The sequence below is a fragment of the Kineococcus haloalkalitolerans genome (genome assembly GCF_050871905.1).
Taxonomy (GTDB): Bacteria; Actinomycetota; Actinomycetes; order Actinomycetales; family Kineococcaceae; genus Kineococcus.
Genome location: NZ_JBJLSH010000051.1, coordinates 1 through 23,554 on the forward strand (window position 1 = coordinate 1; position 23,554 = coordinate 23,554).

A 23,554-nucleotide genomic window follows, 5' to 3' on the forward strand; every position below is an offset into this window, starting at 1 on the left:
GGCGCGGTATCTACCGGGCGTTGGTGGCCCGGCGGGCGCAGCTGGCTCGTGAGCGAGGGGTGCGCTACTTGCAGGTCGATGCCTCTAAGGACAGCAAGCCCATCCTGGTGCGGCTCGGCTTCATGGAGGTCACCACCACGACCCCCTATGTCTGGCAGCCCTAACCAGCGTTCGCTGGCAACGGCAGCCGGAGCATCTACCGGTCAAGCCGCTGTCGTGACTGTTTGCTCGTACCGATGCCTGAGCAGTCGCTGCTCGACCAGCACCGTGAAGGGTCAGCGGAAGTCGCGCACGAAGCGGCGTTCCAGGCGCCCCGCGAACCCGCGCTCCTCGACGGCGTCGGTGGCCACCCAGCCCGCGCGCTCGTACACGTTGATCGCTCGCGCATTGTCGGCGATGACCCACAGCTCACCGCGGGGGAAGGCCGCCCGGCGGGCGTGCTGGCGCACGTGCTCCAGCAGCGCCCGGCCTGCTCCCGAGCCCCAGGCTTCGGGGTTGGTGGCCAGGTAGCGGACCTCCAGGCAGTCCTCCTGCGGGACGAGGATGCAGAACCCCACGGCGGACTGGCCGCGGCGAGCCAGGTGCAGCGATGCACCAGCTGCGGTCAGCGCCTGCTGGATGCCGGTCAGCTTGTCCTCGATCGAGGGCACCGCCGACAGGTGGTCCCGCTCGGCGGTGGCGCGGGCCCAGATGCCCGCCGCCTCGCGCTGAGCGTCCAGGCTGGCAGTGAGCTCGACCACCGAGTGCCCGTCCGTGACCTGCATGCGTTCAGGATGCCGGGTGTCGTGGAGCGAGCGATCACCGCACCCGACGCCACGCTGCGGTCTCCTCCTGATGCCGCCTGTCGTGGACTGACGGGGCCCAGCGCCTCTCTGAAGTACCTCGCGGTCATCCCGCCGCCCGCATGGCTAGCGATCATGCGGTCGTCGCGGCCCCGAGCAGGCGCAACCGACTGTGCATCCGCTCGTGGTCGAGGTCATCGCTGTCCACCATCTCCTCCAACGGGCCGGCCGCTTCCACCACGAGACGGACGTCGGCATCGCACAGCACGTCCACCAGCCCCGCGAAGCGACGCCGGGCGTCGGCGGAGGTGCTGGACAACCGTGGAACCCCCACCAGCTCTACCGTCGTGAACCGCTCGGCCAGATCCAGCACATCGCTGACCGCGGTCCGCCCCTCGCACAAGGCCGCGAAGTCACCCGCACCCGCTCAGGTGCGGTGGCCAGCACCGGCAGCCGACGTCCGGCCGCCAGCACGACCGCCGTCGTACCTGGCTCACCGCCTGCCGGGTCCGTCGTGTCCGGTTGCACCGGCGGTACGACGCGCCACTGCCCGCTGGACCAGCCCGGGCGGGCGCTGCCGTGACCGCGGGAGCGGTGGTCCAGGTCTCCAGCCAGCTGCACGACGTCGCAGCTGTCCTCCAGCGCGGCGATGAGGGGCAGGACGAGGTGGTGGAAGCGCGGGTCGGGCAGCAGCCCGTGCGGTGGGTAGTTCGACGTGGCGACCAGCGTCGCCCGTTGCGCGGGCAGGGCCCGCACGAGCCGGGCCAGCAGCATCGCGTCACCGGGGTCGTGGGCGTGGAACTCGTCCAGGTAGAGCAGGTGCACCCCGGCCAGCAGGCGCGTCACCGCAGCCTGCACCGCCCCGGGGGTCTCCACGGCGCGGGCGACGTGGGCATGCAGCCGCCGCGCCGCGTCGTAGGCGTGCAGGTGCAGCACCCCCTCGGGTGGCAGCTGGTGCAGCAGGGTCTCGGTCAGCCACGTCTTGCCGCGTCCGACCGAGCCGTGCAGGTACACCCCTCGCACCGACGTGGCGGGTCGCCGCAGCACGCTCCGACGTCCCCAGGCCCGCTGGTGCAGGACACCGGCTCCCAACCGGGCCAACCGGTCGGCCACGGCTTGTTGTGCCGGCTCTAGGCATGATCCGGCAGCGGACGCGGCGGTGTCGAACCCCCGCCTGAGGTCCTCGAGCTGGCCCTGTCGCACTCTGCCTCCCCGACTCAGGGTGCCGGGAGGAGGCGGCTGTCGGCCACGTCATGTTGATCACACCGGGGTGGTCCGCCCTGACGATTGCGGCCACCCGTCCCGTGTTCACGGTCATCCCGCTCCTCGGGCGCAGATGCCCTCTCACGAACGGTCGCTCCCGAGGTCCCTAAGCATCGGCGCAGCTCCTCACCGGCACGGCTACCCACCCGCGATGCCCAGCGACTTCAGCGCTGCTGCAAGTGCTCAGGACGTCGGGGGGACGGCGTCCTGCTCGACGCGGCGGCGCTCCTGCTCCTCCTCCAGGCCGGTGGCCAGTGCTCCGAGAAGACGACGCAGCCCTGTGGTGACGGCCCCGGCCATCTCGCGGCCGCGGTAGTCGGGCATGTCCTGCGCGGCGGCGGCCTCGGACAGCTCCCGCAACCGCTGCCGCAAGAGCCCCACCTCTGGTGCTCGGGGAGAGTCCTCGTGCCCCAGTGGTCGGACCGCGGCGGCGGCCGCGCGCAGGGCACGGGCCGTCGGAGCACGCAGAGGTGCTTCGACGTCGACGCCGGTCTCCCCGACCGCGCGCACGTCCAAGATCAGGTCGCTCAGGTCGGCTGTGCGGGTGGCCACCGTCTCCAGGACCACGGCAGCGTTGCGCTGGCGCTCGACGACGCCGTGCTCCCTGCGGGCGCGGGCGTTGGCCGACAAGGAGCTGCTCGTCTGTGATTTGGTCGAGCGCACCGACGCCAGCACCGGTTCGATGGACTGCAACCGCTCCTGCCACGCGGGGCTGGACGGTGGCTCTTCCAGCGACAGCCCGCCGGCGAGGTCGTCGAGCTGGTCGGCCAGCGTCGCCGCGAGGTGGCGCATCGCCCTGCTGCTCTGGGCGATCGGCACCGTCGGCAGCACGAGGTTGAGGAGCACGGCCACCGCAGCCCCCAGCAGCGTCAGCCCCGCGTACGCCAGGATGTACGTGCCGGGGTCTTGGGCGCCGACCACCAGGACGAACAGCGCCGCGATCGGCACCCAGTTGCTTTGGCCGTCGAAGATCCGCAGGCCGGCGAGCAGGACACCGATGCCCACGACCAGCGGCACCAGGACCAGGTCGGCGGTGATGAGCTCGCCCGCTGCCACCGCCAAACCCGCACCGGCCAGGACGGCCAGCACCGCACCCACCGACGAGGTCACCGAGCTGCGCACGTTGGTGTAGGCCGCGATGACTGCCCCCAACGGGGCGTAGTACGGGTACTGCTCTGCCGGCGCGAAGGGCAGCCACAGCGCCACCTGCCACGCGATCAGGGCCGCGGCCGCCGCCTTGAGCGCCATCTCCAACCGCGGCCACCGTCCCGTCGTGGCCAGCCGGATGAGGTCCTTCGGGTGCCGCGCCGCCGCCAGTGCCCCGCGGGCACGGTCCACGGGCGTCACCGGTGAGCACCGCCGGCGGGTGACTGCGATCCCCAAGCCAGCTCGTCGCTGACCGGCGCGGGGTGGTTCGTGCCCTCGTCGTCCAGGTGCCCGTCCAGATATTCGTCCCGGACCAGCGCGGCCGCGTCGTGCTCGACACCCGTACGCGCAACCGCGGTCGCCGGCATCTGCTCGAGCCTGCCCGGGACGGTGTGGTCCCCGATCGCCGCGCACCCGCCCATCAGCTCTAGCGGCCTCAGGCCGCTCAACGCCAGACCCGTCGACAGCGTCGCTCTCAACAGATGTGAATCCACCACGGGGTCAGGACCTCCACGACGTCGACCCCCCGGCTCTAGCCCGTAGGAGCAGCAGCCCCACAACTACCGCAGACCGCAACCATGCCGCGACCGCACAGAGCCCCCGCTCGCGGGCCGCTGATCCGCGCCGCGGTACGCGCTGGCCGACCGGTGACGACCTACGGTCGCCGGTGTGCACGAGCGCAGCATCCGCACCGCCGTCGAGGCCGCCTTCGCCGTCACCGGTGCGGGCACCCCCGGATGGCCGGACCCACACCCGGACTTCGAGCGGGAGGTGGATCCACAGGAGTACTCCCGCTGCCTGGACCCGGGCAAGTACCGCATCTTGACCGCCCGCGTCCGGGCCTGGATGCAGGCGCTGGCCGAGCTGGAGCTGGCTGACGTGGAGCCGGTGGAGCCCGGTGAGGCTGCCTCTGCCTGGCGCAAGGGTGGGATCGAGCGGGTCTCCTCCGTGCACACGTACCGCCTACGACCGCGTCGTGCCGGCGCCCTGCCGCTGCTGATCGGCCACCGCGGCTTTGACGGGTACGAGGACAACGTGATCGACCTGGGCGTCGGTGAGCCCGCCGTGGTGCTGACCCACCTGCCGGTGTGCGGGTGCGACGCCTGCGACGACGGCTCCGCGCTGCTGCTGGAGGAGCTGGACGGGGCCGTCTGGGACGTCATCACCGGCGCCTTCGCGCACGTGGCCACCCCGCAGGGCGTCGTGCAGGGTGGACGGACGGGCTGGCAGGCCGAGGGGGCGGCCGGGAGCCTGAACGTCGAGCAGCTGCTGGAGCAGGCCCGTGCCGGCCGCTGCCCGTACCCCGTGGTGTACGGGAGCTCCTGGTGGTGAGCGGCGCGGTGGACGCATCGAGTCGCGGTGCCCCTCAGCATCCGAGCGGGCCCACGGCGCGTCCACACCCCCTGACCCGTCCCCCACGGCGCCGTCGGACACCAGCCGCGCTCACGGCCGCCGCGCTGCTCGGCGCGGCCCGGGCTGGCCGCCTGCTCCCCCGCCCAGGACGGCGCGGCACCCGGCCTGCTCATCGACGGGCCCGTGGTCGCCTTCGACGCTCACGGCAACGGCGACAGCATGAGCGCGCTCGTCGGCGGCGCCCTGGCCTACGACGGGAGCTGCTTGAGCCTGGATGCTCTGCCCGTGCTGTGGCCCGTGGGCACCACCTGGGACGAGCGCACCTCCAGCGTGGTCCTGCCCGACGGCACTTCAGCACCGGCGGGCACGGTGCTCTCAGCAGGAGGTGGCGTGGTGCCCTTCACCGATGACGCCTGGCCCGCCGACCCGGATGCCGCCACGGCCCTGGAGGAGTGCCTGGACCCCAGCCGGCGGATCGTCAGCTTCAACACCGGCGCCCAACCGAGCAGCCCCGCATCTGCACCCACCTGAGCCTTCACGCCTCCCAGTGGACTCGCGACCGGGTGCTGCGCCACGACCGTCGTCGCTGTCGCCTGGGGCGATCAGTGCTCGTGCTCACCTACGGGTCGTGAACCGCCACCATCGACATAGCGACAAAGTGATATATCGACACAACGACGGATCGCTAGATGGATAGATCGTTAAGTCGATCCGACACACCGTCGCTAGATCCCTGGATCGACAGGTCGATCTGTCTACGGTGCGATATGTGGCGAAGATCGTGACGGTCCACTCCCGCAAAGGTGGGGTGGGCAAGACGACGGTGGCCTACGAGCTGGCGCAGCTGCTGGGTGCGCCGCTGGTGGACTTCGAGTGGGACGAGGGCAGCGCCTCGCGCATGTGGGGCTACCGGCACGAGCAGCGCACCACAGTGCCGCTGGTAGACGCCTTCGAGAAGGGCCGCACACCGCGGCCCCTGCGCGGGCACGGCAAGCCGGACCTGGTGCCCGGGCACCCGCACCTGGTCTACCTCGAGCCGTCCTCCGAAGACGTGGCCGGCGCGGTGCAGCGCTGGGCGGGGGAGTGGGACAGCGAGTGGGTCGTCATCGACACCCACCCGGGCTGGAGCGCCTGGAGCGACGGCGCCTGCGCCGTCTCCCACGTCGTGGTCGCCCCCGTCCCGCTGCGGGTCAAGGAGCTGGAGGCCACCGCCGGGATGGTGCGGGAGATGGCCGACTACCCCCTGGTGCTGCTGCCCAACATGGTCCCGCGCGTCCCGGACGCCCAGAGCCGCAAGAAGCTGCGCGAGATGGTGGCCGGCACCCCCGTGCGGGTAGCCGCACCCGTCCCAGCCGTCAGCGCCGTGGGCCTTCGCCGAAAGCGCATGGCCATGACCGCCGAGGAGCAGCCCGCCAAGGCGCTGCAGCCGGTCGTGGACGCCCTGCACTCCCTGGCCGACCTGGTGAAGAGGTACCCCGCATGAGCACCACCAACGGTCTGGACGGCCTGGACAGCCTGGACGCCCTGGCCAGCCGCGCCAAGCGCAAGAGCCCCCCACCGCCCAGGAGCCGGCGGACCCTGGCGCCCCAGCACCCCGCCCCCGCCGCACCCCGTGAGCCCACCAGCCAGCCCCCAGCACCTCTAGCGCGCCGGCAGGAGCCCCAAGGACCCCAGGGGCCCTTGGGGCCTCCCGAGGTGCCGGAGGGGCAGCAGCACCTACCCGGCCTGTCCGAGGAGCCCGCAGCCCCTGCGCAGCCCCCTGCGCCTACTCCCGCGCGTGCTCCTGAGCCGCCCCCAGCGGCCGCTGCTGCTCCTCCCGCACCGGAGGTGGGGGCGCTGGCCACGGCCGTCGTGGCCGGTGAGCTGCGCAAGGTGGCCGTCTACCTGGACGAGGGCACCGATACGGCGCTGGAGGCCATCCGGTACGCCGGGACTACGCGCCGGCCCCGTCTGGACGTCAGCAAGTCTGCGGTGGTCCGCCTGGCGCTGGAGCGCCTGCTGGCCCAGCTGAGCCACGAAGAGGTCGTAGCCGCGATCGCGGCCCGGCCCACCGACTCCCAGGCCAGCGGCCGCAAGCGGCGCTAGCTGTCCTCGCCACGCCCGCTCAGGAGGCGGCCTGCTCCTCGCGCCGGTCGGCGTCAGCAGTCGGCTCGGGCATCTCCCCGCGACGGCGCGCATCGTGCAGCAGGCTGCCCACGGAGCCGGTGGAGCAGCCCATCGCCTCGGCGATCTCGGCGTAGGTGGCGCCGGCCAGGCGCAGCTGCACCGCCTGCGCCCGGCGGGCCGCGGCCCGGTTGAGGAAGTCCTGGCGCGGCTCGGCCACCAGCCGCCGCACGGTGCGGGTGGAGACGCCGTACTTCTCGGCGGCCTCACGGGCCGTCAGCTTGCGCCTCCCGGGCTGCTGAGCGCTCACAGCAGGTCCTCCGCCATCTGTGCTGCCGTCACCTTCCGTCGAGCCGCAGCACCCTTGGCGCTAGCTATCGGCGCGTTGCGCCGACGCTGCTCCAGCTGCGCTGGGCTGTTGGCCCGTCCGCCCTTCTTGCCGCCGTTGCTGCCGCGCTTGACCTGCACGGCGCGGAAGCCGGCCTCGTCGAAGGAGCGGCGCCAGACCCATCGTGCAACGGACTGCGCGGTCTGGGCCACCTCCTGCGCCGGCAGCGGCACAGCGAACTCGGGGTTGACGTTGACGGCGAAGGCGGCGACGACCTGCTCCCACTCCCGCTGGTCGCTGTAGCGGCGCCGGGCGCGGTAGGCCCACAGCCGCAGCCGGTTGAACAGCGCCACGTTGCGGCTGAAGCCCGAGCAGTCCACCACCCGCCGGGGCAGGGTGCGCGGCATCAGCTCACCCAGGCCCTTGGCCAGCTCACCCAGCTCGTACAGGTGCCCCGAGCCCCAGGTCGTCACCCAGTCGTCGTGCACCGGGTTCTTGGTCAGCAGCCCGGCAAAGCCCACGTCACCATCCAGGGAGCGGCGCAGGCCCTCCTCGACCTTGGCCGCGAAGCGCATCGGCTGCATGCGCCCGGCATCGGTGCGCACCACCGGGGTCTTCAGCACCCAGCCCACGTGCCCGCGCCCGCTCGGGCTCTCGGCGATCCAGGAGGGCATGGGGTGCGTCCTGGGCCGCTGCAGGGCGCGGATGAGGGTGTCCTCGTGGTCCACGTCGATAACCAGCATCGACAGCAGCGCCTTGGGGGAGTGCTCCAGGTAGCGACGGGCCAACGCGTCGTCGCGGCTCTGGCGCCAGCAGCCCCGGCTCAGGTCGTCGGTGGCCAGCGGCCGGCGCGGGGACCACGCCTCGGTCCACGCCTGCGCACCCATCGGCGCGTCCTTGCGCACGCTGGGGGCCCCTGACATGGCGCACACCGTGCCAGCAAGATCGCTCTAGTTGGGGTGGGACACGCCGAGCGTCGTCAACCTGATTGGGGTAGGCCGATCCCGAAAGCCTACTCAGATAGTTCAGCTCTACCCCGCTCTTCCGCTCGTCTCAGCTTCCGGCTTCCTCCCCACCCCCCGTCCTCCTTGCCAGCGGTCCCCCTCAGGCTCCCTGTGCGCCAGCACCCTGGGTGGGTGAGCGAGCCTTCCTCCGCGTCCACCTCCTTTGAGGACCCGTCTACTGACGTGTCCCCTGGGCCGTACCGCTCCTGGCTGCGGGTGGAGGTCAACACCACCCCTCTGCCCAGCCAGAGCTGCCCGCGGCCTGGGCCGGTCACCGATGCCGAGGACGAGCAGCTGGCCGTCCTGCGCCGGCGGGTGGTCGAGCCGGTGGTGCACAGCCTGCTGGCCCCGCAGGAGCTGGAAGCGCTGAGCGTGCACTGGGGTGTGGACGGGGAGGAGGGGGACGTGTGGGTGCGCCTGGACGTGCCAGGGGAGCGCTACGAGCAGTGGCTGCTGTCCCCGTGGCAGCGGGACGACCCGTGGGGCGCGGACGAGCAGGTGCCGCCGACGGAGGCGGAGGTCGCCGCTCACCTGGCCGCGCAGCTGGAGGACTGGGTGTGCGAGACGTCCTTCGGGTGGGGTCAGCAACGTACTGCCCACTACGAGCTGCCGGCGGACTAGCGCCCTCCCCACGCCTGATGCGTCAGCGGGGCGTGCGGTGCGCTCAGGTGCGGCCGCGGCCGAGCAGGTCGTTGGGCACGACGCCGAAGGCGGGGTGCGCGTCGCTGGCCGGCACGTGCAGGGGGGCATCGCCCACGGCGGTGGCGATGGTCAGCCACTTGTCACCGGTGTTGAGCAGCCACTCCAGGTGCACCTGCTGCTCGGCGGTCAGGTACGCCTCCAGCAGCACCGGCAGGTGCGCGCGGCGGTACTCCGAGCGCTTGTCGTTCATCTCGGCCAGCGTGTTGCTCGGTGACCACACCTCCACCGCGGCGCGGGGCAGCTGGGTGCACACCGCGTCCTCGTTCAAGGAGGGGCCGTCCACCAGGACGTCGGGGATGCGCCCGTGCACCACGGTGCCGTCGGGGGCCAGGGTGATGGCCCAGTTGCCGGGGGCGGCGGCGTAGGCATCGGGCCACTGGTCCTCGAACTCCAGCGCCAGGCGGGCGGCGATGCGGTGGTGGGGGTTGCCGCCGACCTTCTTGACCACAAGCTTCCCGTCCACGACCTCCAGGCGTTCGCCCACGCCCGCCTTCGCGGAGGTCCAGGTCTGCACCGGGACTCCCAGGCGCGCAGCGCTCAGGCTCATGCCCGCCAGCCTAACGGCGGCGCCCCAGCCCCGGCTGGGGCGAGCACGGGCCTCGGGCTGCGGCCGGAGCGGGGCTGCTCGATGCCTGCTCGATGCGTGTTCGGTGCCTGGGCGGTGCTTGTCCGGTTCGCCCGCCCCTCACCTTCCCGGCGGCCTGCCACGCACCCGCCTGATGTGCCCGTGGCGCTCCTGGTGCCCCGCGTCCTGGTCCTGCGCCTGCACCTGACGCGGTGGGACACCGGAGTGCGTGCCGGGCGGTGACGGGTGGTGCCGGGTGGTGCTGTTCAGCGCGGGGGCGCGAAGTCTTCGGGTGCTTGGGCGATCAGTGCTCGTGTGGCGCGGGCGATGGCGGCGTCGGTGAGCGTGTAGGTGGCATCGATGCGTGCCTGGGCCCTGTCCCAGCGCGCAGTGCCCTTGTCGCTGCTGATGCCGTGGCTGTCGTCGTACTGGGCGGCGATGAGCAGGCCGTAGTGGTCGTAGAAGGCCTGCTCGATGACGGTGGCGCTGATGTGCAGGCTCAGGGCGCGGTAGGCCTGCAGCACCCAGGGCAGGGGGTAGTTCAGGTCGTCCTCGTAGGTGTCCAGCGTGCCGAGCAGGCCGCGAGCGACGACCTTGCGGTGGAAGGTGAGCACCAGGTGCAAGGCGGCGTCGCCGTCGTACTCGGGGGCCGTGGCCAGACCCGCGCGGCCGGCGCGGTTCCAGATGACTTTGAAGTCCCGATCGCTGATCGAAGCGCTGTCGCGACTACCCACAGGATCGCTCACGGTCTCGACCGTAGCTGGATGCCGGCTCACGTCCTGGCGTGTCGATCGCATGTCGATCGCGAGGCGATCTGCGGTGCAGGGCGCGCCGCGGGCTGGCACATCGTGGCCCGGTGCTGGGTGCTGGGCGGGGTGCCGCCGCGTGGGGCGCGTCGAGCACCCCGCCTAGCACCCAGCACCTCGCGCGGGTGTGCGTGCGGCGCCGGGGCGCCGCACGTGCTGCAGCCCTGCGGGCTGCCTCCCGGCCGGCCACCACCCCGGCTAGGCTGCGGGGACCCACCCGGTTGGGTGGGATGCGAGGTATGACCATCGTTACGCTAGCGCTCCACGGGTGGTCACCTCGCTGCCTGCTCGCTTCGCTCGCGGGCAGGGCCCGCCCGTGGGGTGGGCGGGGTGCCGGCTCACTTCGTTCGCGCAGCACGACCCGGTGCCAGGGCGCCGAGAACGCACACACGGTGTGGCACGCGGGTGCTGCACCGACGCACCGCACGCACCGCAGCACGAGCACCGCAGATGGGGAGGCCGTAGATGGTGGGAGAGCGCACGCGCACGGTGGCGGTGCGTCTGACGCCGGCGGAGCACGCGGTGTGGGAGGCGGCGGCTGTGGCGGCGGGGCGGGGTCGGTTGGGGTCGTGGGTGCGCGATGAGGTGGCTGCACGGTTGGCCGAGGGCGGTGAATCGGGCACCGGGGCCGGACGGCGCAGCCGCGTAAAGGCGACGCCGAGTGAGCCGGCTGCAGCGGGTGAGATGGACCCGGCGGCGTTGGCGGTGTGGTCGATGTCGTCGGTGCTGAACGCTGAGCTGCCGCGGATGGGCAACAACCTGAACCAGGCGGTGCGGGCGCTGAACGTGCAGGCCCGGCACGGACACGGCGCAGACGGCCGCAGCGGGGATGGACGCGGGGTAGAGGGGCAGGTGCTGGCACAGCTGCAGGAGGCGCTGGTGGAGGTGCGCGCGGTGCTGGCGGTGGTGCGCAAGCACACCAGCGGTGAGGCGGCGGCTGGGGCGGCTGGTGCTGCGGCAACGGGTGCAGCAGCTGGTGCGGCTAGTGGCGCGGTGGCTGCACCGGCGAGGCGCAAAGCGTCACAGCGTGCGGCGCGCACGGCACCGGAAAAGGCGCCGCGAGCGGCGGATGCGCGGGCGTCGCGTCGGACGCCAGGGTCGCCGCAGGCGCCGGCAGATCCAGCAGGAAACCCGCCGGTCAACCGTTGGACCACGGGTGGTGGTCAGGGGTGATCGCGAAGATCACGCGGGGGGAGCGGGCGGGGGACCTGGCCGCGTACCTGCACGGGCCGGGCAACGCCGAGGAGCACGTGTACGACGGCTGGGCCGGGGGTGCGGTGATCGGGGGGAACCTGTGCCTGGAGGGCAGCCGGGACGGGACCACGTGGGCGAGCATCTTGAGCGAGGCGGCCAGCACCCGGCCGGACATCAAGCGCCCGATCTGGCACGCCTCGCTGCGCTGCGCGCCGGGGGACCGGACCTTGTCGGATGCAGAGTGGGCCGAGGCGGGGGCGTTGTTCGCCGAGGCGATGGGCTTCGTGGACGCGGTCGATGCCGACATCGCCTGGGAGCAGCGTGCGACGCAGCCGTGGGTGATCGTGCGTCACGGCGACGACCACGTGCACCTGGCGGTGTCGCGGGTGGGTTTCGACGGGCGGGTCTGGCACGCGCGGCAGGACTACCGCAGCGCGCAGGCCGCGTGCACGCAGCTGGAGCGCGAGTACGGCCTCACCCTGGCGCCGCGGGTCTCGACGAGGGACACGCAGCGCGCCGCGGATCACCAGCTGAGCGCGGGGGAGTGGCGGCGCGCTCAGCGCACGGGTGCGGCGCCGGAGCGGGTGCAGCTGGCCGAGCGGGTGCGCGCGGCGGTCGAGGCCGCCGCGGGTGCCGGGCGGGAGGGGTTCGAGGCCGCGCTGGAGCGTGCGGGGGTGGGCTACCGGGCGAACGTGGCCGCGACGGGGCGGGTGAGCGGGTACTCCTTCTGCCTGCCCGGGCACCTCGACCCGGCGGGGGAGGCGGTGTGGTTCCGCGCCTCGCAGCTGGACCGGGCGCTGTCGTGGAGCAAGGTCGCCCCCGTCCTCGAGGCCTCCGTGGCAGTCCCAGGGGTGCAGGTGCCGCGGCGGGCGCTGGAGTCCAAAGCCCGGCACGAGCGGCGCACCGGGCAGGCCCACGCCGAGGCGGCCGCCCAGCAGAGCGCACAGCGGCTGCAGGCGCTGCCGCAGGTGGTCGCCGCCCGCCTCGGTGCCGACGACGCGTGGTGGCAGCAGCGCCAGCGCGGCGGGCAGCAGGCCGCGGCCGCTGTGGCCCGGCGCGCCCGCGAGGAGGCGCACCTGCACAACATCCGCCGGCTGCGCCAAGTCGCCTTCGGTCCCACCCCCGACCAGCCCCAACTGCCCGGTCCCGCCGACCGCAGCGCAGCCGGCCGCAGCGGTGCCGGTCGGGGTGGTGCCGGTCGCAGCGCCTTGGGTCTGGAGGGTGTGCTCAGGGGCCGCGCCAAGAGCGATGCGGAGAAGACCGCCGAGGCCACCGCCCGGGTGGTGAGGGCCGCCGCCCGGGCGATCGAGGCAGCTCAGGACGCCAAGGCAGCAGAGACAGCGCGGGCACGCGTGAACCGCACGCTCAGCGACATCTCGCGCATCACTGGACGCGGGGACAGGCTCGAGCGCTGACTTCATCCGCAAGTTTGGCCAACGTGCGCGGGCAGCAGCAGATCTGCACGTCCGTACCTGCTGCTGATGTCCTACATCAGCTAGGTACTGACCCGTCTTGGTGAGGCGCCGTCAAGAGGTTAGAACGCACAGCCGATCTCCAAGATCTACGTCACCGCCTTGGAGGTTCCTGTGCGCAAGCTGCTCGCTGTCGTCGTTGCTGTGCTGGCTTCCACGCTGCTCACCTCGTGCGGTGACACCATGTGTGAAGACACCTATGACGCGCTGTGGATGGTCAGCTATCACTCCGACGGTACGAAGACGTGCACCTACATCGGTGGTGACGGTGACAGTGCCTACAACCTTGGAGGCGTGAGCGAGCTGCCCTATCCCGGCTGAGGGCCTACCGGGGCTACCTCAAGCTTCCTGAGCGCGAGCCACACTCCGACAAGACTCGCTGAAGCAGGAAAGCTGCGTCAGTTGGACGTAGCCACGAGCCCAGCGGCGTACTCCAGCAGGCGCACCCCGGCCTCCTCACGAGAGGCGAAGGCCTCGCGGGACTGCTCCTGCTCAGGCACGCCGAAGCGGAAGATGCGCCAAACGGCACGGTCACGGCGCACCACGCCGACGTACGGACCGCCCATGGAGTCCTCGACGAGGTAGGCATCGCGGAAGGTCGGGCGCGGCATCTCCGCAGGATGCCTAGCTGGGTGGACGCCGGGGCACCGCCATCCTGGTGACACTGCCCTACCCGAGGTTGTGCTTCGCGGCGTAGTCACGGGCCAGCTGCTCGCCACGGGCAGTGAGGCGGACCTCCTGATGAGGACGGGTGGGGGTGCGATACGGCACGACGCGGTAGAACGGCGCGTTCTCAGTGCTCCTGCCGAACAGGTTGGCGGTGGCGCGCACCTTGTCGCGGTACAGGGCGCGACGGATGCGCAGGCTGTCCTCGACGGTGATCAGGCCATGGTCCTGCTGGTGCTTCCAGTGCAGGTAGGTGACCTCGCCGAGCTTGTCGCCATCCGCCGGCGTGCTCGCGGACGCCTTGGGGGCGGGAGTGGGGAGGTGGCCGGTCAGGTCGGCGATGGCGGCATCGACCAAGGCGGCGATGTCGGTGCGTAGCTGCGTCAAGCGGGCATCGACGGGGTCGGGGTGCGAAGTGGTGGTGCTCATGACTGGTCCTCCTCAGGAGCGCTGCTCGTATTACGATCGTAAATTACGAGCGCTGGAGGGGGCGACGGGTGCCACCCGTTCGGTCGAGGCCGTCGCGATGGTCACGGTCATCCCTCCTCGCCCGCCGGTTGACCGCCAACCCCGTCCAGGCATGTCGATGAGGACGGGCCGCCGGTGCGGTTTCGTGCCGCGCGGCTGAACCGTGCCCTGTCGTGGTCGAGGTTGTCTCCGCGCCTGAGGCCCCGGTAGCTGCGCCAGTGAGAGAGGCGCTGAAGCAGTTGCTGGAGTCGACGGCGTGCCAGAAGCGGCGAGTCGGGCAGGTTCGGGTCGAAACGCTCGCGCAGCGGCCTGAGCAACGGCTGGCAGCGCTGCTGCAGACGATCGTCGTGCACGTGCAGGGCGACGATCAGTGGTGGGTGCAGTGGTGAGAAGCCAGTGCCTCGCTCATCGTGCGCGCCCGCAGCGACGCCCACCCAAAGCAGGTGGGCCGGCTGCGGCCGGTGGCTTTCCGTGCCGCGCCTGGTCGACGCCGCAGCGCAAGGTCAGGCGCAGCGGCGGTGAAAGCAGCTGGTCAGACGCACCCGGCGCTAGGTCGACGACCCGGCCCATGTGATCACTACCGCAGCGAGTGGACAGCTGAGACGGGCCGTACCGCACGTAGCTTTTGCCGGCATAAAGACAGCAACGGGCCGGCCTTGACACGTCAAGGCCGGCCTGCTGTACTTCTTGCGCCGGCATATTCCAGCTACCAACTGATCCGCCGGCATCGGGCCACAGGAGGACCCATCTTATGTCTACCACCATGCCCACGGGGCTCAGTGAGCTCCAGAACGTCGACCTGCTGCCGACCCGCTACGAGGGCGTCGGCTTCGCCTTCTCCATGGGGCAGTTGCAGGCCATCCAGATCGTCGTCCCCATCCAGGACGTCGTGGCGATGGCCGTCGACCAGGTCGTCAAGCGCGACGACTACGAGCTCGACGGTGAGGACCCGGGCAACCGGCTCGTCAACAAGCCGCACGTGCGCAAGATCAAGGACGGCCTGCACAAGCACGCCGACAAGCTGCTGATGGGCACCTTCATCTTCGCCACTTCGCCGGACGCGATCGTCACCAAGAAGGTGCTGGGGGACAGCGGCGGCTCCGGTGCGGACATCAAGCTCGTGACGTTCGGCATCCGCTCCGGGCACAGCCTGTTCATCCTCGACGCCCAGCACCGCAACGAGGCGCTCGGAGAGCTGTGGAACGAGACGCTCAAGGCCGTCAAGCAGGGTGACCTCGAAGCCGAGCAGGTCGCCGCGTACCTGAAGAAGTCTTCCGTGCCCATCCTGATCGTCTTGGAGAACAACCGGGATGAGATCTCGCGGATGTTCGTGACGCTCGCTTCCACCAAGCCCATCTCGCCGAGCCTGATCGCGGTCATGGACCGCGAAAGCCTGGCGAACCGTCTCGGCCTGGCGGTCGCCAAGGAATGGGCCCTGCTGGGCAACGCCGACCGCCTGGCCTTCCAGACGAGCACCGCCTCGGGCGAGATGCTCTACTCCGCGGCGCAGATCCGCGGCGCTACGGCGTCGATCTTCGTGGGCTTCCGGGACCGCAGCCCGGACATCCGTGAGGCGGCGCTGATGAAGGTCGTCCACGAGCTGGGGCAGTCCGAGGAGCAGGCGCTGGTGAGTCTGGTGGCGGAAGCGGTGGACCTGCTGGACTACGCGTACGAGCGCATCCCGGGCTGGAAGGACATGGCCTCCGGCGCGATCACCCCTGCCGAGTTCCGCGCTCAGTACGTTCACGGGTCGGCGGCCGGGCTGTACGTCATCGCGGGCATCATCTGCGCGGCACGCCTGTCGAGCGGCGTGGACCCCAAGGCGGTCATCGACGCACTCGCCACCGACTTCGAGTGGCGCAAGGACAAGGTCGTGGACGGCCAGCACCCCAGCTTCAACGACACGCTGGTCGTCGTCGAACCGCAGCTCGACGAGGGGCAGGTCGTCGGGTACAAGACTCGTACCGGTGGCGGTAACCGCACCACCTACGAGAAGGCCACGCGTCGTGCCCTCGGTCACCTGTCCGCGCACCACGACGAGTTCGCGGAACTCACCTCGCCGGTCGTGCTGGGAGAGCTGGGCCTGGCGGCCAGGCCGGGCGAGAAGCGTGGCCGGCCGCGCGCGACGGTGATCTCCGCGTAGCGGATCTACACACGCCTCGCGGCCCCTGATTAGAAAGACTGGGACCGCGAGGCGTATGCCGTCCTAGGTGCATCGAGCACGTGGCGCGTTGCGCATGGCCGTACTCAAGAACCGGCAGAACACCGTCTCCTAACCGTGGATGGCCGCAATTGTGGTGGCTGTCGCCTGCCTGCGCGACGCCAGCGTCCGCCACGCCTAAAGGACGTTATTTACAGCCGGAAGTTGTCGTGTCGCAGGTGCAACCTGAGGTGGTAGCCGTTGCTGAGCTTGCAGTCCGGCGTGCTGGGCGATGTCAGCTCAGTGCCCCGCCTTCGCTTCGTCCTAGCTCTGGCCGCGTGCGGCGATGGGGCACGGCTGCGATGGCTGCCAGCGCTGTCGGGTGGACAGTGCCGCGACTACCGCCAGCACCCACGCCTCCAAGAGCGTCATCGGTGCGGCGGTGAGGAGTAGCGGCACGCTGAGCAGCACCGTTAAGGCAGCCAGCATTCATAGCAGTAGCGCTACCCATATTGAAAAATTTGGTAGACAAGCAGGTCGCGGATTCGTCGAGTTATTCCCAATCTGAAAGCAGTGAGTTTAGCGTTTCGTCGACTCGTAGGGAACTGTGCCTGGCGACTTGATACAACTCTCGAGCGTCGCTCAACAGTGAAGATTCGGCATCACATTTAACGGAGGCTACAACTTCTCCGTTTTGATTAAGAACTCGAATGAGAAAGGGTGGAATTCGGTCGTTATCGACGCTTTCAATTGTCACGCTTGACGCGGACGTTGAGTAGATGACGCGATCACCGCGCCCTCCGGGCGTCCATTCGATCCGACCTTCCTTGGTGTCGGCGATTAGACGGGTAACAATCTTGGGAATGCGAGGATCAATTTCTTCACGGTTACTTCGCATCAGAACTCGCCTTCGTCATCTCGATTGCCGCTATTCTTCCTAGTTCTCCAGTCACGACAGCAATGGACTGAAGTGCCGGCTTGCAGGCTGCCGCCAGCTTATTTTCTTGATCCATCGCCTCTATTTTAGCGTCAGAGGCGAGTGCAATCGAGGTCTGCAGCGCTTGCGCCAGCTTAACGTCGTCTTCATTTTGATTGGGTAGGTACGTCCTTAGTTGTGAACCAAACCACTTCCAAGAACTTAGATGATAAGCGGCAAGTCGACGCTCACCGCCCTCAATTGCATTCTCTAAGTCACCTTCGGTGCGATGCAAGGTAGGAATCAATAGGATCAATTGGTTCCTTGATATCGATCTTTCCGCTCGTTCTATGGACTCCTTGGCGGCTTCAGACGCACTCTTAGTCTTATTTACTTGAACAATAGCATAGATAAGCCCGCCCGCCGTAGCGGGAAAAGCAATCCACATATTCAAAAATTGGAAAATCTGTGTTGCTACATCCATGCTTTTTAGTCACCGCCAAGTATTGTAGGCAAGGGAGCACTTTGACGATCTTAGCTATGCGTTCCGAGGGGCGCCGTTGCCGATGTGGGCAAGCTTACTGCTGCGGCCTGGCCATCCGGCATAAAACGACCCTTTAGTGCCGACGATCATGCCAAGGTGGGCCCCGTGACCCCCGCCGCGCCGCCCTCCAGCCCTCCCCGGGTGCTGGCCTACCTGCGCGTCTCGACCGAGGAGCAGGCCACCTCCGGCGCCGGCCTGGAGGCCCAGCGCGCCGCCCTGACGGCCGAGGCGGCCCGGCGCGGCTGGCAGCTGGAGTACGTCGTGGACGCCGGCTACTCGGCCAAGGACCTCAACCGCCCTGCCCTGGCCGCTGCGCTGGCGCAGCTGAACGCCCGCCAGGCCGACGTGCTGCTGGTGGCCAAGCTGGACCGCCTCTCGCGCTCGGTCCACGACTTCTCCGGCCTGGTCAAGGAGGCCACCCGTCGCGGGTGGTCGGTGGTGTGCCTGGACGTGGGCGTGGACACCTCCACCCCCAACGGCAAGTTCATGGCCACCATCACCGCCGGCATCGCCGAGCTCGAGCGTGAGCTGATCGGCCAGCGCACCCGCGACGCCCTGGCCGCCAAGAAGGCCGCCGGGGTGCGCCTGGGCCGCCCCCCGGTCTTGCCACTGGACGTGGTGCGCCGCATCGTCGCAGAGCGCGAGGCGGGGCGCTCCTGGCAGGCCATCGCCGATACTCTCACCAGCGACAAGGTCCCCACCGCCCGCGGCGGTACCGCCTGGACCTTCTCCTCCGCCCGGGCCGTCTACAAGTCCCAGGCCGCGGAGGGCTTGCGGCAGGAGATCACTCGATGAACGGGCACAAGCAGCCTTGACAAGGAGTGGCTCGGCTCGGCCGGACGGGGGGTTGTGAGCGTCTGGATCTGCTGAAGCGGTGAGTTGGCCATGAGCTGCGTGGAAGCCTGCGCGCGTGAACGGCTCCGAGAACACGCCGCCTCCAAGCGCAGCTGCGGCCTACTCGCCTTCCCCCCTCGGCGCCTATGACTCGAGAAGCTACGAGGAGCAGCGCTCTGAGCTGCAAGCCATGCAGATGATGGTCCAGTTGCACCAGCTGTTGCAGAAGGCTCGCAACTACTACCTGATCGCCATCGTGCTGGCCTTGCTGGCATCGGTCACCACCTACGCCAGCGCTGGCCAAGGCGGCATCATCTGGACCGGTGGCTTCATCGTGGCTGCCCTCCTGCTGTGGAGGGCTGGACGCATGTACTTCTTCGCCCGCGGCTTCGGCATTCGGCTGAGAGGTGGAGCCTTGGCTCTCGTACTGGTGTCGCTGCCCGTGACGCTGCTGGCTGCGGGTGGAGCCGGACTGAGCCTCCTGGACGCCGAGAGTGGCTCTGTGGGCGCATCTTCCAGCTCCTCTGGATCCTCGAGCTTCCACATCCCTGGCCCCACGGAGCCGGGCTCGTGCTGGCATGAAGAAGGAGGCGGGCAGGTGGGCTCGGTCTCCTGCGCGTCGAACACGGCGGACTGGTACGCCTACCAAGAGGTCGAAGACCCCGCATCGTGTGAAGAGATGTACATCGGTGGACGACAGGGCTACTACCTCTGCCTGCGGCAGAGCTCGACATCCTGACCCTGTTCCGTGAGTTCGATCGCGGACGGTCCGCTGCTCAGAGCCCGTTCTCACATCGCGACGGCTTGCGCTTGGAGGGCATGACGCCCTTCTGCCGGGCCGGCAGCACCCAAGGCACTGCCCCAGCACCGTCGTTGCGCTAGCGACTGCGCACCTGGTGGAACGCCTCATCCATGCTCATCGCCCGCGGCTGCGCGCCCGACGTGCTCGACGCCGCCTGCTGGTGGGCGCAGGCAGCTGCCTGCCGCTCCCGGATCCGCCCGCGCCTGCAGTACGGCGGACACGAGTCGTGAGACGGCGTGTCGTGGCTCTGACGCCGCTCCCCTGCGGTGTCTCGAAAACGGCCCCTTTCAAGACTCATGAAACGCGCTTGCAGCGGATGGCCTCACGGGTGACTGCGACTTACTCAGGTGGGCCATGGCCCTCGAGCAGCCCTCCGAGGTTGGCCGCCGCCGCGGGGGCGTGGTCGGTATGGCCGGAGTCGATGGCCTGGCGGTGAGCGGCCTCGGCCTGCTCGGGCCGGCCCCGCTCTTCGAGCAGTTCCCCGAGGTTGAACGCCGCCCGGGAAGCTGCGTCGGTATGGCCGGAGTCGATGGCTTGGCGGTAGGCGGCCTCGGCCTCCTCAAGCCGGCCCCGCCCGGCCAGCAGGACACCGAGGTTGAACGCCGCCCGGGGGGCTTCGTCGGTATGGCCGGAGTCGATGGCTTGGCGGTAGGCGGCCTCGGCCTCCTCAAGCCGGCCCCGCTCGGCCAGCAGGACACCGAGGTTGGCCGCCGCCGCGGGGGCGTGGTCGGTATGGCCGGAGTCGATGGCCTGGCGGTAGGCGGCCTCGGCCTGCTCGGGCCGGCCCCGCCCGGCCAGCAGGACACCGAGGTTGAACGCCGCCCGGGGGGCTTCGTCGGTATGGCCGGAGTCGATGGCCTGGCGGTGAGCGGCCTCGGCCTGCTCGGGCCGGCCCCGCTCTTCGAGCAGGACACCGAGGTTGGCCGCCGCCGCGGGGGCGTGGTCGGTATGGCCGGAGTCGATGGCCTGGCGGTAGGCGGCCTCGGCCTGCTCGGGCCGGCCCCGCTCTTGGAGCAGGACACCGAGGTTGAACGCCGCCCGGGGGGCTTCGTCGGTATGGCCGGAGTCGATGGCCTGGCGGTAGGCGGCCTCGGCCTCCTCAAGCCGGCCCCGCTCGGCCAGCAGGACACCGAGGTTGGCCACCGCCGCGGGGGCTGCGTCGGTATGGCCGAAGTCGATGGCCTGGCGGTAGGCGGCCTCGGCCTCCTCAAGCCGGCCCCGCTCGGCCAGCAGGACACCGAGGTTGAACGCCGCCTTGGGGGCGTGGTCGGTATGGCCGGAGTCGATGGCCTGGCGGTAGGCGGCCTCGGCCTCCTCAAGCCGGCCCCGCCTGGCCAGCAGGACACCGAGGTTGAACGCCGCCCGGGGGGCGTGGTCGGTATGGCCGGAGTCGATGGCCTGGCGGTGAGCGGCCTCGGCCTCCTCAAGCCGGCCCCGCCCGGCCAGCAGGACACCGAGGTTGGCCACCGCCGCGGGGGCGTGGTCGGTATGGCCGGAGTCGATGGCTTGGCGGTAGGCGGCCTCGGCCTCCTCAAGCCGGCCCCGCCTGGTCAGCAGCCGCCCGAGGTTGGCCGCCGCCGCGGGGGCGTGGTCGGTATGGCCGGAGTCGATGGCTTGGCGGTAGGCGGCCTCGGCCTCCTCAAGCCGGCCCCGCTCTTGGAGCAGGACACCGAGGTTGGCCACCGCCGCGGGGGCTGCGTCGGTATGGCCGGAGTCGATGGCCTGGCGGTAGGCGGCCTCGGCCTGCTCGGGCCGGCCCCGCCCGGCCAGCAGGACACCGAGGTTGAACGCCGCCCGGGGGGCTTCGTCGTGGTGGCCAAAGTCGATGGCTTGGCGGTAGGCGGCCTCGGCCTCCTCAAGCCGGCCCCGCCCGGTCAGCAGCCGCCCGAGGTTGAACGCCGCCCGGGGGGCTTCGTCGGTATGGCCGGAGTCGATGGCCTGGCGGTGAGCGGCCTCGGCCTCCTCAAGCCGGCCCCGCTCGGCCAGCAGGACACCGAGGTTGGCCGCCGCTTCAGCGGCCTCATCAGGCCGAGCTCGATCAGCAGTCATGTCTTGCCACAAGACCTCTGCGTCACCAAGCCGGCCGCTGTCGTACGCGTTGTAGGCGAGGTCCATGCGGCGCTCTGCTGGTGCCGTGAAGACTGCTTCGCGCCAGGTGTGCTCGGGCACGCCTGCTGCGGAGCCTCGACCACCAGGGCTGTCAGGATCACCTGGGCTGCTGGTGCTGAGGTAGTCGAGGATGTAGTCGAAGGCACGGATGCCGCCGTGCTCGTCGGCCGGCTCCAGCAGGCGCATGGTGGCATCGACGAGTTCAGTGGCCCACGCCCTGGCGGTGGCGGTGTCTTCCCCGGGGTCGTAGCGATAACGCTCGGGCAGGTACATCGGGGCCAGCGCTGCCAGGGAGGTCGCTGGGATGACGTCGAGGCCGACGCGGCGCCAGTCCACCGCGGCGCGCACCATCGCCACCCCCAGCGGGTGTCCCTTCGGGTGTGGTGCGGCGCGGGCATTCTCGTAGCGCTGCACCGCCAGGTAGCCGCCGCCGACGTACTCGGCCAGCCCGTAACGGGCGATGCCCTCACGCAGCCGCGCATCCTGCACCTGCGCGGCCAGCTGCTCGCGCTCGGTGGGGTCGTCCGGGTCCAGGCGCAGCACCTCGAAGCGCTCCAGCAGCTCAGCTTGCGGCGGGCGCACCTGGGCATCGGGCTGGTAGCGGGCGTGCTCGCTGGCGCGCATTGTGGCCACGATGAGGTTGCCGCGCTGGCGCATGCGGTCTAGCCACTCCACCCGGATGCCTTCACCGGTCAGGTAGCGGTCCAGGTCGTCAAGCCAGACCACCGTCCCGTGTGGCTGCGCCCCCTGAGCGGCGAGCTGCGCCAGCCCATCCGGTGGAGCAGGCAATAAGATCGGGTGGTCCCCGTAGTGCTCGCGCAGAACTTCAGCGGTCATGCGGGTCTTGCCGGCCATCGAGTGCCCCACAACCAGCACCGCAGCACCCGTTGTGAGCAGGGCGAGCAGCTCGGCTTCGGCGTCGCGGTGAACGTAGTCCAGCGCGACGTGGGCCCGGTGCACGCCAAAGCGCGACAGCTCGACGTCGCGGACGTTCTCTTGTTGTCCGCTCTCATCGACGGTGCGGGTGGCCTCCGTGAGCACCGCAGCGCGCTGATCCTTCTCCTTGGCGCCCGCCTGCAGCCGGGTCAGCAGCAGGCCCCCCACCGCGCCAACGAGCGCGAGGAGCATCAGCAGCCACGACGGCCCCGACCAGCGGTCCACCAAGACCGCTGCGACCGCCAGCACAGCCGCCAGGATGAACAGTGCCCACGACTGCTCACGCGAGGACCGCCACCGCATCCCAGCAGCGTTGCGCCGAGCCATCCGTCACCACCTCAGGTGTACCTCGCCGCCGCTGTACAGAGCGCTCAGGCTGGCACAGATGCCCACCTTGCAGGTCCTGAAGTCACCACCGGGCAAGGTCCCCGCGGCACCACGTCTCCGCGGGCATCTCGGACGACCGGCGTCAGTCAGCGGCTGCCCGATCGACCCGCTGCAGAACCATGTCCCCACGTCTCACAATCGGTCGCTTCTGCGATGCCAGGCCGTCACCAGGCAGCGCCACAGCAGGCTTGGTGATCTTCCGCTCTTGTCGATGACCGCGCTGTCGGTCTGCGTGTTGATCACGGCTCCACAGAAGGAGGGCACGCCCGCACTAGGCTCGTAGCGATGATCAACGCCGCCCAGATGCTCACCGCCTACGACCAGCAGATGCGCGGCTGGATACCAGCCGACCCACCCGCAGGGTTCGACTACCAGCAGGTCGGCCCCCTGCTGCGCATTGTCGGACAGCAACGGGGGTTCATCGACCCGCCCGTGGACGTCGGCCTACGTGGCAGCGACCTCGACGACCTCATCGCCCGGCAGCGCGACTTCTTTGCTGCCCGCGGCGAGGCCGTGGAGTGGAAGACCCGGGCCCACGACCTCCCCTCTGACCTACCCCAGCGTCTGTCGGCCGCTGGCTTCGTCCCCGAGGACACCGAGACCGTCCTGATCGGGGTCAGCGAGCAGATGGCCACCGACCCGGTGCTTCCGCCAGGCGTGAGCCTGCGGCAGGTCAGCGGACGAGCCGACTTCGAGCGCATCGCGGCCATGGAGTCGCAGGTGTGGAACGCGGACTGGTCCTGGCTGGCTGAGGACCTGCTCACCCGCGTCACCGCGGCACCGAGTGACGTGGTGGTGCTCGTGGCCGAAGCGGAGGAACAGGTCGTCTCCGCGGCCTGGCTGGTGGGCAAGCCTGGCACCCAGTTCGCTGGCCTGTGGGGTGGATCGACCCTGGCGCAGTGGCGCGGGCGCGGTATCTACCGGGCGTTGGTGGCCCGGCGGGCGCAGCTGGCTCGTGAGCGAGGGGTGCGCTACTTGCAGGTCGATGCCTCTAAGGACAGCAAGCCCATCCTGGTGCGGCTCGGCTTCATGGA

At 70.2% G+C, this 23,554-nt stretch carries 26 protein-coding genes and 1 pseudogene; 14 read left to right on the top strand and 13 right to left on the bottom strand.

The window, feature by feature from the left end:
* Positions 1-164: pseudogene (locus ACRYMY_RS16875) on the top strand (GNAT family N-acetyltransferase); the annotation flags it as partial.
* A gap of 111 nt (positions 165-275) precedes the next feature.
* Here the strand turns inward: ACRYMY_RS16875 and ACRYMY_RS16880 are convergent.
* The 5 genes from ACRYMY_RS16880 to ACRYMY_RS16900 all read right to left on the bottom strand — a co-directional run bounded on the left by ACRYMY_RS16880 (position 276) and on the right by ACRYMY_RS16900 (position 3,670).
* Positions 276-764 (bottom strand): GNAT family N-acetyltransferase, encoded by a 489-nt coding sequence (locus ACRYMY_RS16880; RefSeq protein ID WP_432548388.1) that lies wholly within the window; start codon positions 762-764, stop codon positions 276-278.
* A gap of 151 nt (positions 765-915) precedes the next feature.
* Positions 916-1,155: an AFG1/ZapE family ATPase gene (gene zapE, locus ACRYMY_RS16885; protein WP_432548389.1), complete on the bottom strand. Its 240-nt coding sequence runs from the start codon at positions 1,153-1,155 to the stop codon at positions 916-918.
* Complete coding sequence (zapE, locus tag ACRYMY_RS16890) at positions 1,122-1,985, bottom strand: cell division protein ZapE (protein WP_432548390.1); 864 nt, start codon at positions 1,983-1,985, stop codon at positions 1,122-1,124. Before zapE (ACRYMY_RS16890) ends, zapE (ACRYMY_RS16885) begins: the two co-directional genes overlap by 34 nt.
* Positions 1,986-2,228: 243 nt before the next feature.
* A complete protein-coding gene (locus ACRYMY_RS16895; RefSeq protein WP_432548391.1) occupies positions 2,229-3,383 on the bottom strand; it encodes an aromatic acid exporter family protein in 1,155 nt (384 codons plus the stop codon).
* 5 nt (positions 3,384-3,388) lie between these two features.
* Positions 3,389-3,670, bottom strand: coding sequence for a hypothetical protein (locus tag ACRYMY_RS16900; RefSeq protein WP_432548392.1), 282 nt, complete (start codon positions 3,668-3,670; stop codon positions 3,389-3,391).
* 190 nt (positions 3,671-3,860) lie between these two features.
* Here ACRYMY_RS16900 and ACRYMY_RS16905 point away from each other — a divergent pair, with 190 nt between their 5' ends.
* From ACRYMY_RS16905 to ACRYMY_RS16920, 4 genes are all read left to right on the top strand, one after another.
* Positions 3,861-4,523: a DUF6226 family protein gene (locus ACRYMY_RS16905; RefSeq protein WP_432548393.1), complete on the top strand. Its 663-nt coding sequence runs from the start codon at positions 3,861-3,863 to the stop codon at positions 4,521-4,523.
* 204 nt (positions 4,524-4,727) lie between these two features.
* Complete coding sequence (locus ACRYMY_RS16910; RefSeq protein ID WP_432548394.1) at positions 4,728-5,075, top strand: hypothetical protein; 348 nt, start codon at positions 4,728-4,730, stop codon at positions 5,073-5,075.
* A 238-nt stretch (positions 5,076-5,313) separates the two neighbouring features.
* Positions 5,314-6,027 carry a ParA family protein gene (locus ACRYMY_RS16915; RefSeq protein ID WP_432548395.1) on the top strand — a complete coding sequence of 238 codons (714 nt, stop codon included), beginning with the start codon at positions 5,314-5,316 and terminating at the stop codon, positions 6,025-6,027.
* 344 nt (positions 6,028-6,371) lie between these two features.
* Complete coding sequence (locus tag ACRYMY_RS16920; RefSeq protein ID WP_432548396.1) at positions 6,372-6,629, top strand: hypothetical protein; 258 nt, start codon at positions 6,372-6,374, stop codon at positions 6,627-6,629.
* 19 nt (positions 6,630-6,648) lie between these two features.
* On the opposite strand, the gene ACRYMY_RS16925 is transcribed toward ACRYMY_RS16920, so the two are convergent.
* Positions 6,649-6,957 carry a helix-turn-helix domain-containing protein gene (locus ACRYMY_RS16925; RefSeq protein ID WP_432548397.1) on the bottom strand — a complete coding sequence of 103 codons (309 nt, stop codon included), beginning with the start codon at positions 6,955-6,957 and terminating at the stop codon, positions 6,649-6,651.
* Entirely contained in the window at positions 6,954-7,898 is a 945-nt protein-coding gene (locus tag ACRYMY_RS16930) for a replication initiation protein (protein ID WP_432548398.1), read from the bottom strand. The genes ACRYMY_RS16925 and ACRYMY_RS16930 overlap by 4 nt, the downstream gene beginning before the upstream one ends.
* 264 nt (positions 7,899-8,162) lie before the next feature.
* Between ACRYMY_RS16930 and ACRYMY_RS16935 the strand changes: the two genes are divergently transcribed.
* Positions 8,163-8,600, top strand: a complete 438-nt coding sequence (locus tag ACRYMY_RS16935) for a hypothetical protein (protein WP_432548399.1) — start codon at positions 8,163-8,165, stop codon at positions 8,598-8,600.
* Between the two features lie 43 nt (positions 8,601-8,643).
* Here ACRYMY_RS16935 and ACRYMY_RS16940 read toward each other — a convergent pair whose 3' ends face one another.
* Positions 8,644-9,228 carry a Uma2 family endonuclease gene (locus ACRYMY_RS16940; protein ID WP_432548400.1) on the bottom strand — a complete coding sequence of 195 codons (585 nt, stop codon included), beginning with the start codon at positions 9,226-9,228 and terminating at the stop codon, positions 8,644-8,646.
* A gap of 284 nt (positions 9,229-9,512) precedes the next feature.
* A complete protein-coding gene (locus ACRYMY_RS16945) occupies positions 9,513-9,992 on the bottom strand; it encodes a hypothetical protein (RefSeq protein ID WP_432548401.1) in 480 nt (159 codons plus the stop codon).
* 528 nt (positions 9,993-10,520) lie between these two features.
* Here ACRYMY_RS16945 and ACRYMY_RS16950 point away from each other — a divergent pair.
* From ACRYMY_RS16950 to ACRYMY_RS16960, 3 genes are all read left to right on the top strand, one after another.
* Complete coding sequence (locus ACRYMY_RS16950; RefSeq protein ID WP_432548402.1) at positions 10,521-11,225, top strand: hypothetical protein; 705 nt, start codon at positions 10,521-10,523, stop codon at positions 11,223-11,225.
* Complete coding sequence (locus ACRYMY_RS16955; protein WP_432548403.1) at positions 11,222-12,661, top strand: relaxase/mobilization nuclease domain-containing protein; 1,440 nt, start codon at positions 11,222-11,224, stop codon at positions 12,659-12,661. Before ACRYMY_RS16950 ends, ACRYMY_RS16955 begins: the two co-directional genes overlap by 4 nt.
* 171 nt (positions 12,662-12,832) lie before the next feature.
* Positions 12,833-13,039 carry a hypothetical protein gene (locus ACRYMY_RS16960; RefSeq protein WP_432548404.1) on the top strand — a complete coding sequence of 69 codons (207 nt, stop codon included), beginning with the start codon at positions 12,833-12,835 and terminating at the stop codon, positions 13,037-13,039.
* Positions 13,040-13,116: 77 nt separating this feature from the next.
* Here the strand turns inward: ACRYMY_RS16960 and ACRYMY_RS16965 are convergent, their stop codons facing one another.
* Together ACRYMY_RS16965 and ACRYMY_RS16970 are read right to left on the bottom strand one after the other, a co-directional pair.
* A complete protein-coding gene (locus tag ACRYMY_RS16965) occupies positions 13,117-13,329 on the bottom strand; it encodes a hypothetical protein (RefSeq protein ID WP_432548405.1) in 213 nt (70 codons plus the stop codon).
* 58 nt (positions 13,330-13,387) lie between these two features.
* Complete coding sequence (locus ACRYMY_RS16970) at positions 13,388-13,813, bottom strand: hypothetical protein (protein WP_432548406.1); 426 nt, start codon at positions 13,811-13,813, stop codon at positions 13,388-13,390.
* A gap of 257 nt (positions 13,814-14,070) precedes the next feature.
* Between ACRYMY_RS16970 and ACRYMY_RS16975 the strand changes: the two genes are divergently transcribed.
* Positions 14,071-14,241 (top strand): hypothetical protein, encoded by a 171-nt coding sequence (locus tag ACRYMY_RS16975; protein ID WP_432548407.1) that lies wholly within the window; start codon positions 14,071-14,073, stop codon positions 14,239-14,241.
* A 374-nt stretch (positions 14,242-14,615) separates the two neighbouring features.
* Positions 14,616-15,995 carry a DNA sulfur modification protein DndB gene (locus tag ACRYMY_RS16980; RefSeq protein ID WP_432548408.1) on the top strand — a complete coding sequence of 460 codons (1,380 nt, stop codon included), beginning with the start codon at positions 14,616-14,618 and terminating at the stop codon, positions 15,993-15,995.
* A gap of 884 nt (positions 15,996-16,879) precedes the next feature.
* Here ACRYMY_RS16980 and ACRYMY_RS16985 read toward each other — a convergent pair.
* Positions 16,880-17,392 (bottom strand): hypothetical protein, encoded by a 513-nt coding sequence (locus tag ACRYMY_RS16985; RefSeq protein WP_432548409.1) that lies wholly within the window; start codon positions 17,390-17,392, stop codon positions 16,880-16,882.
* A gap of 165 nt (positions 17,393-17,557) precedes the next feature.
* Here ACRYMY_RS16985 and ACRYMY_RS16990 point away from each other — a divergent pair, with 165 nt between their 5' ends.
* Both ACRYMY_RS16990 and ACRYMY_RS16995 read left to right on the top strand, forming a co-directional pair.
* Positions 17,558-18,247, top strand: coding sequence for a recombinase family protein (locus ACRYMY_RS16990; protein ID WP_432548410.1), 690 nt, complete (start codon positions 17,558-17,560; stop codon positions 18,245-18,247).
* 115 nt (positions 18,248-18,362) lie between these two features.
* Positions 18,363-19,025 carry a hypothetical protein gene (locus ACRYMY_RS16995; RefSeq protein WP_432548411.1) on the top strand — a complete coding sequence of 221 codons (663 nt, stop codon included), beginning with the start codon at positions 18,363-18,365 and terminating at the stop codon, positions 19,023-19,025.
* A gap of 402 nt (positions 19,026-19,427) precedes the next feature.
* On the opposite strand, the gene ACRYMY_RS17000 is transcribed toward ACRYMY_RS16995, so the two are convergent.
* The gene (locus ACRYMY_RS17000) at positions 19,428-22,052 is read right to left on the bottom strand and encodes a tetratricopeptide repeat protein (RefSeq protein ID WP_432548412.1); all 2,625 of its coding nucleotides are present in this window, start codon (positions 22,050-22,052) and stop codon (positions 19,428-19,430) included.
* Positions 22,053-22,805: 753 nt separating this feature from the next.
* On the opposite strand from ACRYMY_RS17000, the gene ACRYMY_RS17005 reads away from it, so the two are divergent.
* A partial coding sequence (locus ACRYMY_RS17005) for a GNAT family N-acetyltransferase (protein ID WP_432548413.1) occupies positions 22,806-23,554 on the top strand: 749 nt, incomplete at its 3' end.

What these genes read in the sequence shown, in the direction of transcription:
- ACRYMY_RS16985 (WP_432548409.1), bottom strand. Translation starts at nt 17,392, where the DNA reads ATGGATGTAGCAACACAGATTTTCCAATTTTTGAATATGTGGATTGCT.
- ACRYMY_RS16970 (WP_432548406.1), bottom strand. Translation starts at nt 13,813, where the DNA reads ATGAGCACCACCACTTCGCACCCCGACCCCGTCGATGCCCGCTTGACG.
- ACRYMY_RS16965 (WP_432548405.1), bottom strand. Translation starts at nt 13,329, where the DNA reads ATGCCGCGCCCGACCTTCCGCGATGCCTACCTCGTCGAGGACTCCATG.
- ACRYMY_RS17000 (WP_432548412.1), bottom strand. Translation starts at nt 22,052, where the DNA reads ATGGCCGGCAAGACCCGCATGACCGCTGAAGTTCTGCGCGAGCACTAC.
- ACRYMY_RS16880 (WP_432548388.1), bottom strand. Translation starts at nt 764, where the DNA reads ATGCAGGTCACGGACGGGCACTCGGTGGTCGAGCTCACTGCCAGCCTG.
- ACRYMY_RS16940 (WP_432548400.1), bottom strand. Translation starts at nt 9,228, where the DNA reads ATGAGCCTGAGCGCTGCGCGCCTGGGAGTCCCGGTGCAGACCTGGACC.
- ACRYMY_RS16930 (WP_432548398.1), bottom strand. Translation starts at nt 7,898, where the DNA reads ATGTCAGGGGCCCCCAGCGTGCGCAAGGACGCGCCGATGGGTGCGCAG.
- ACRYMY_RS16980 (WP_432548408.1), top strand. Translation starts at nt 14,616, where the DNA reads ATGCCCACGGGGCTCAGTGAGCTCCAGAACGTCGACCTGCTGCCGACC.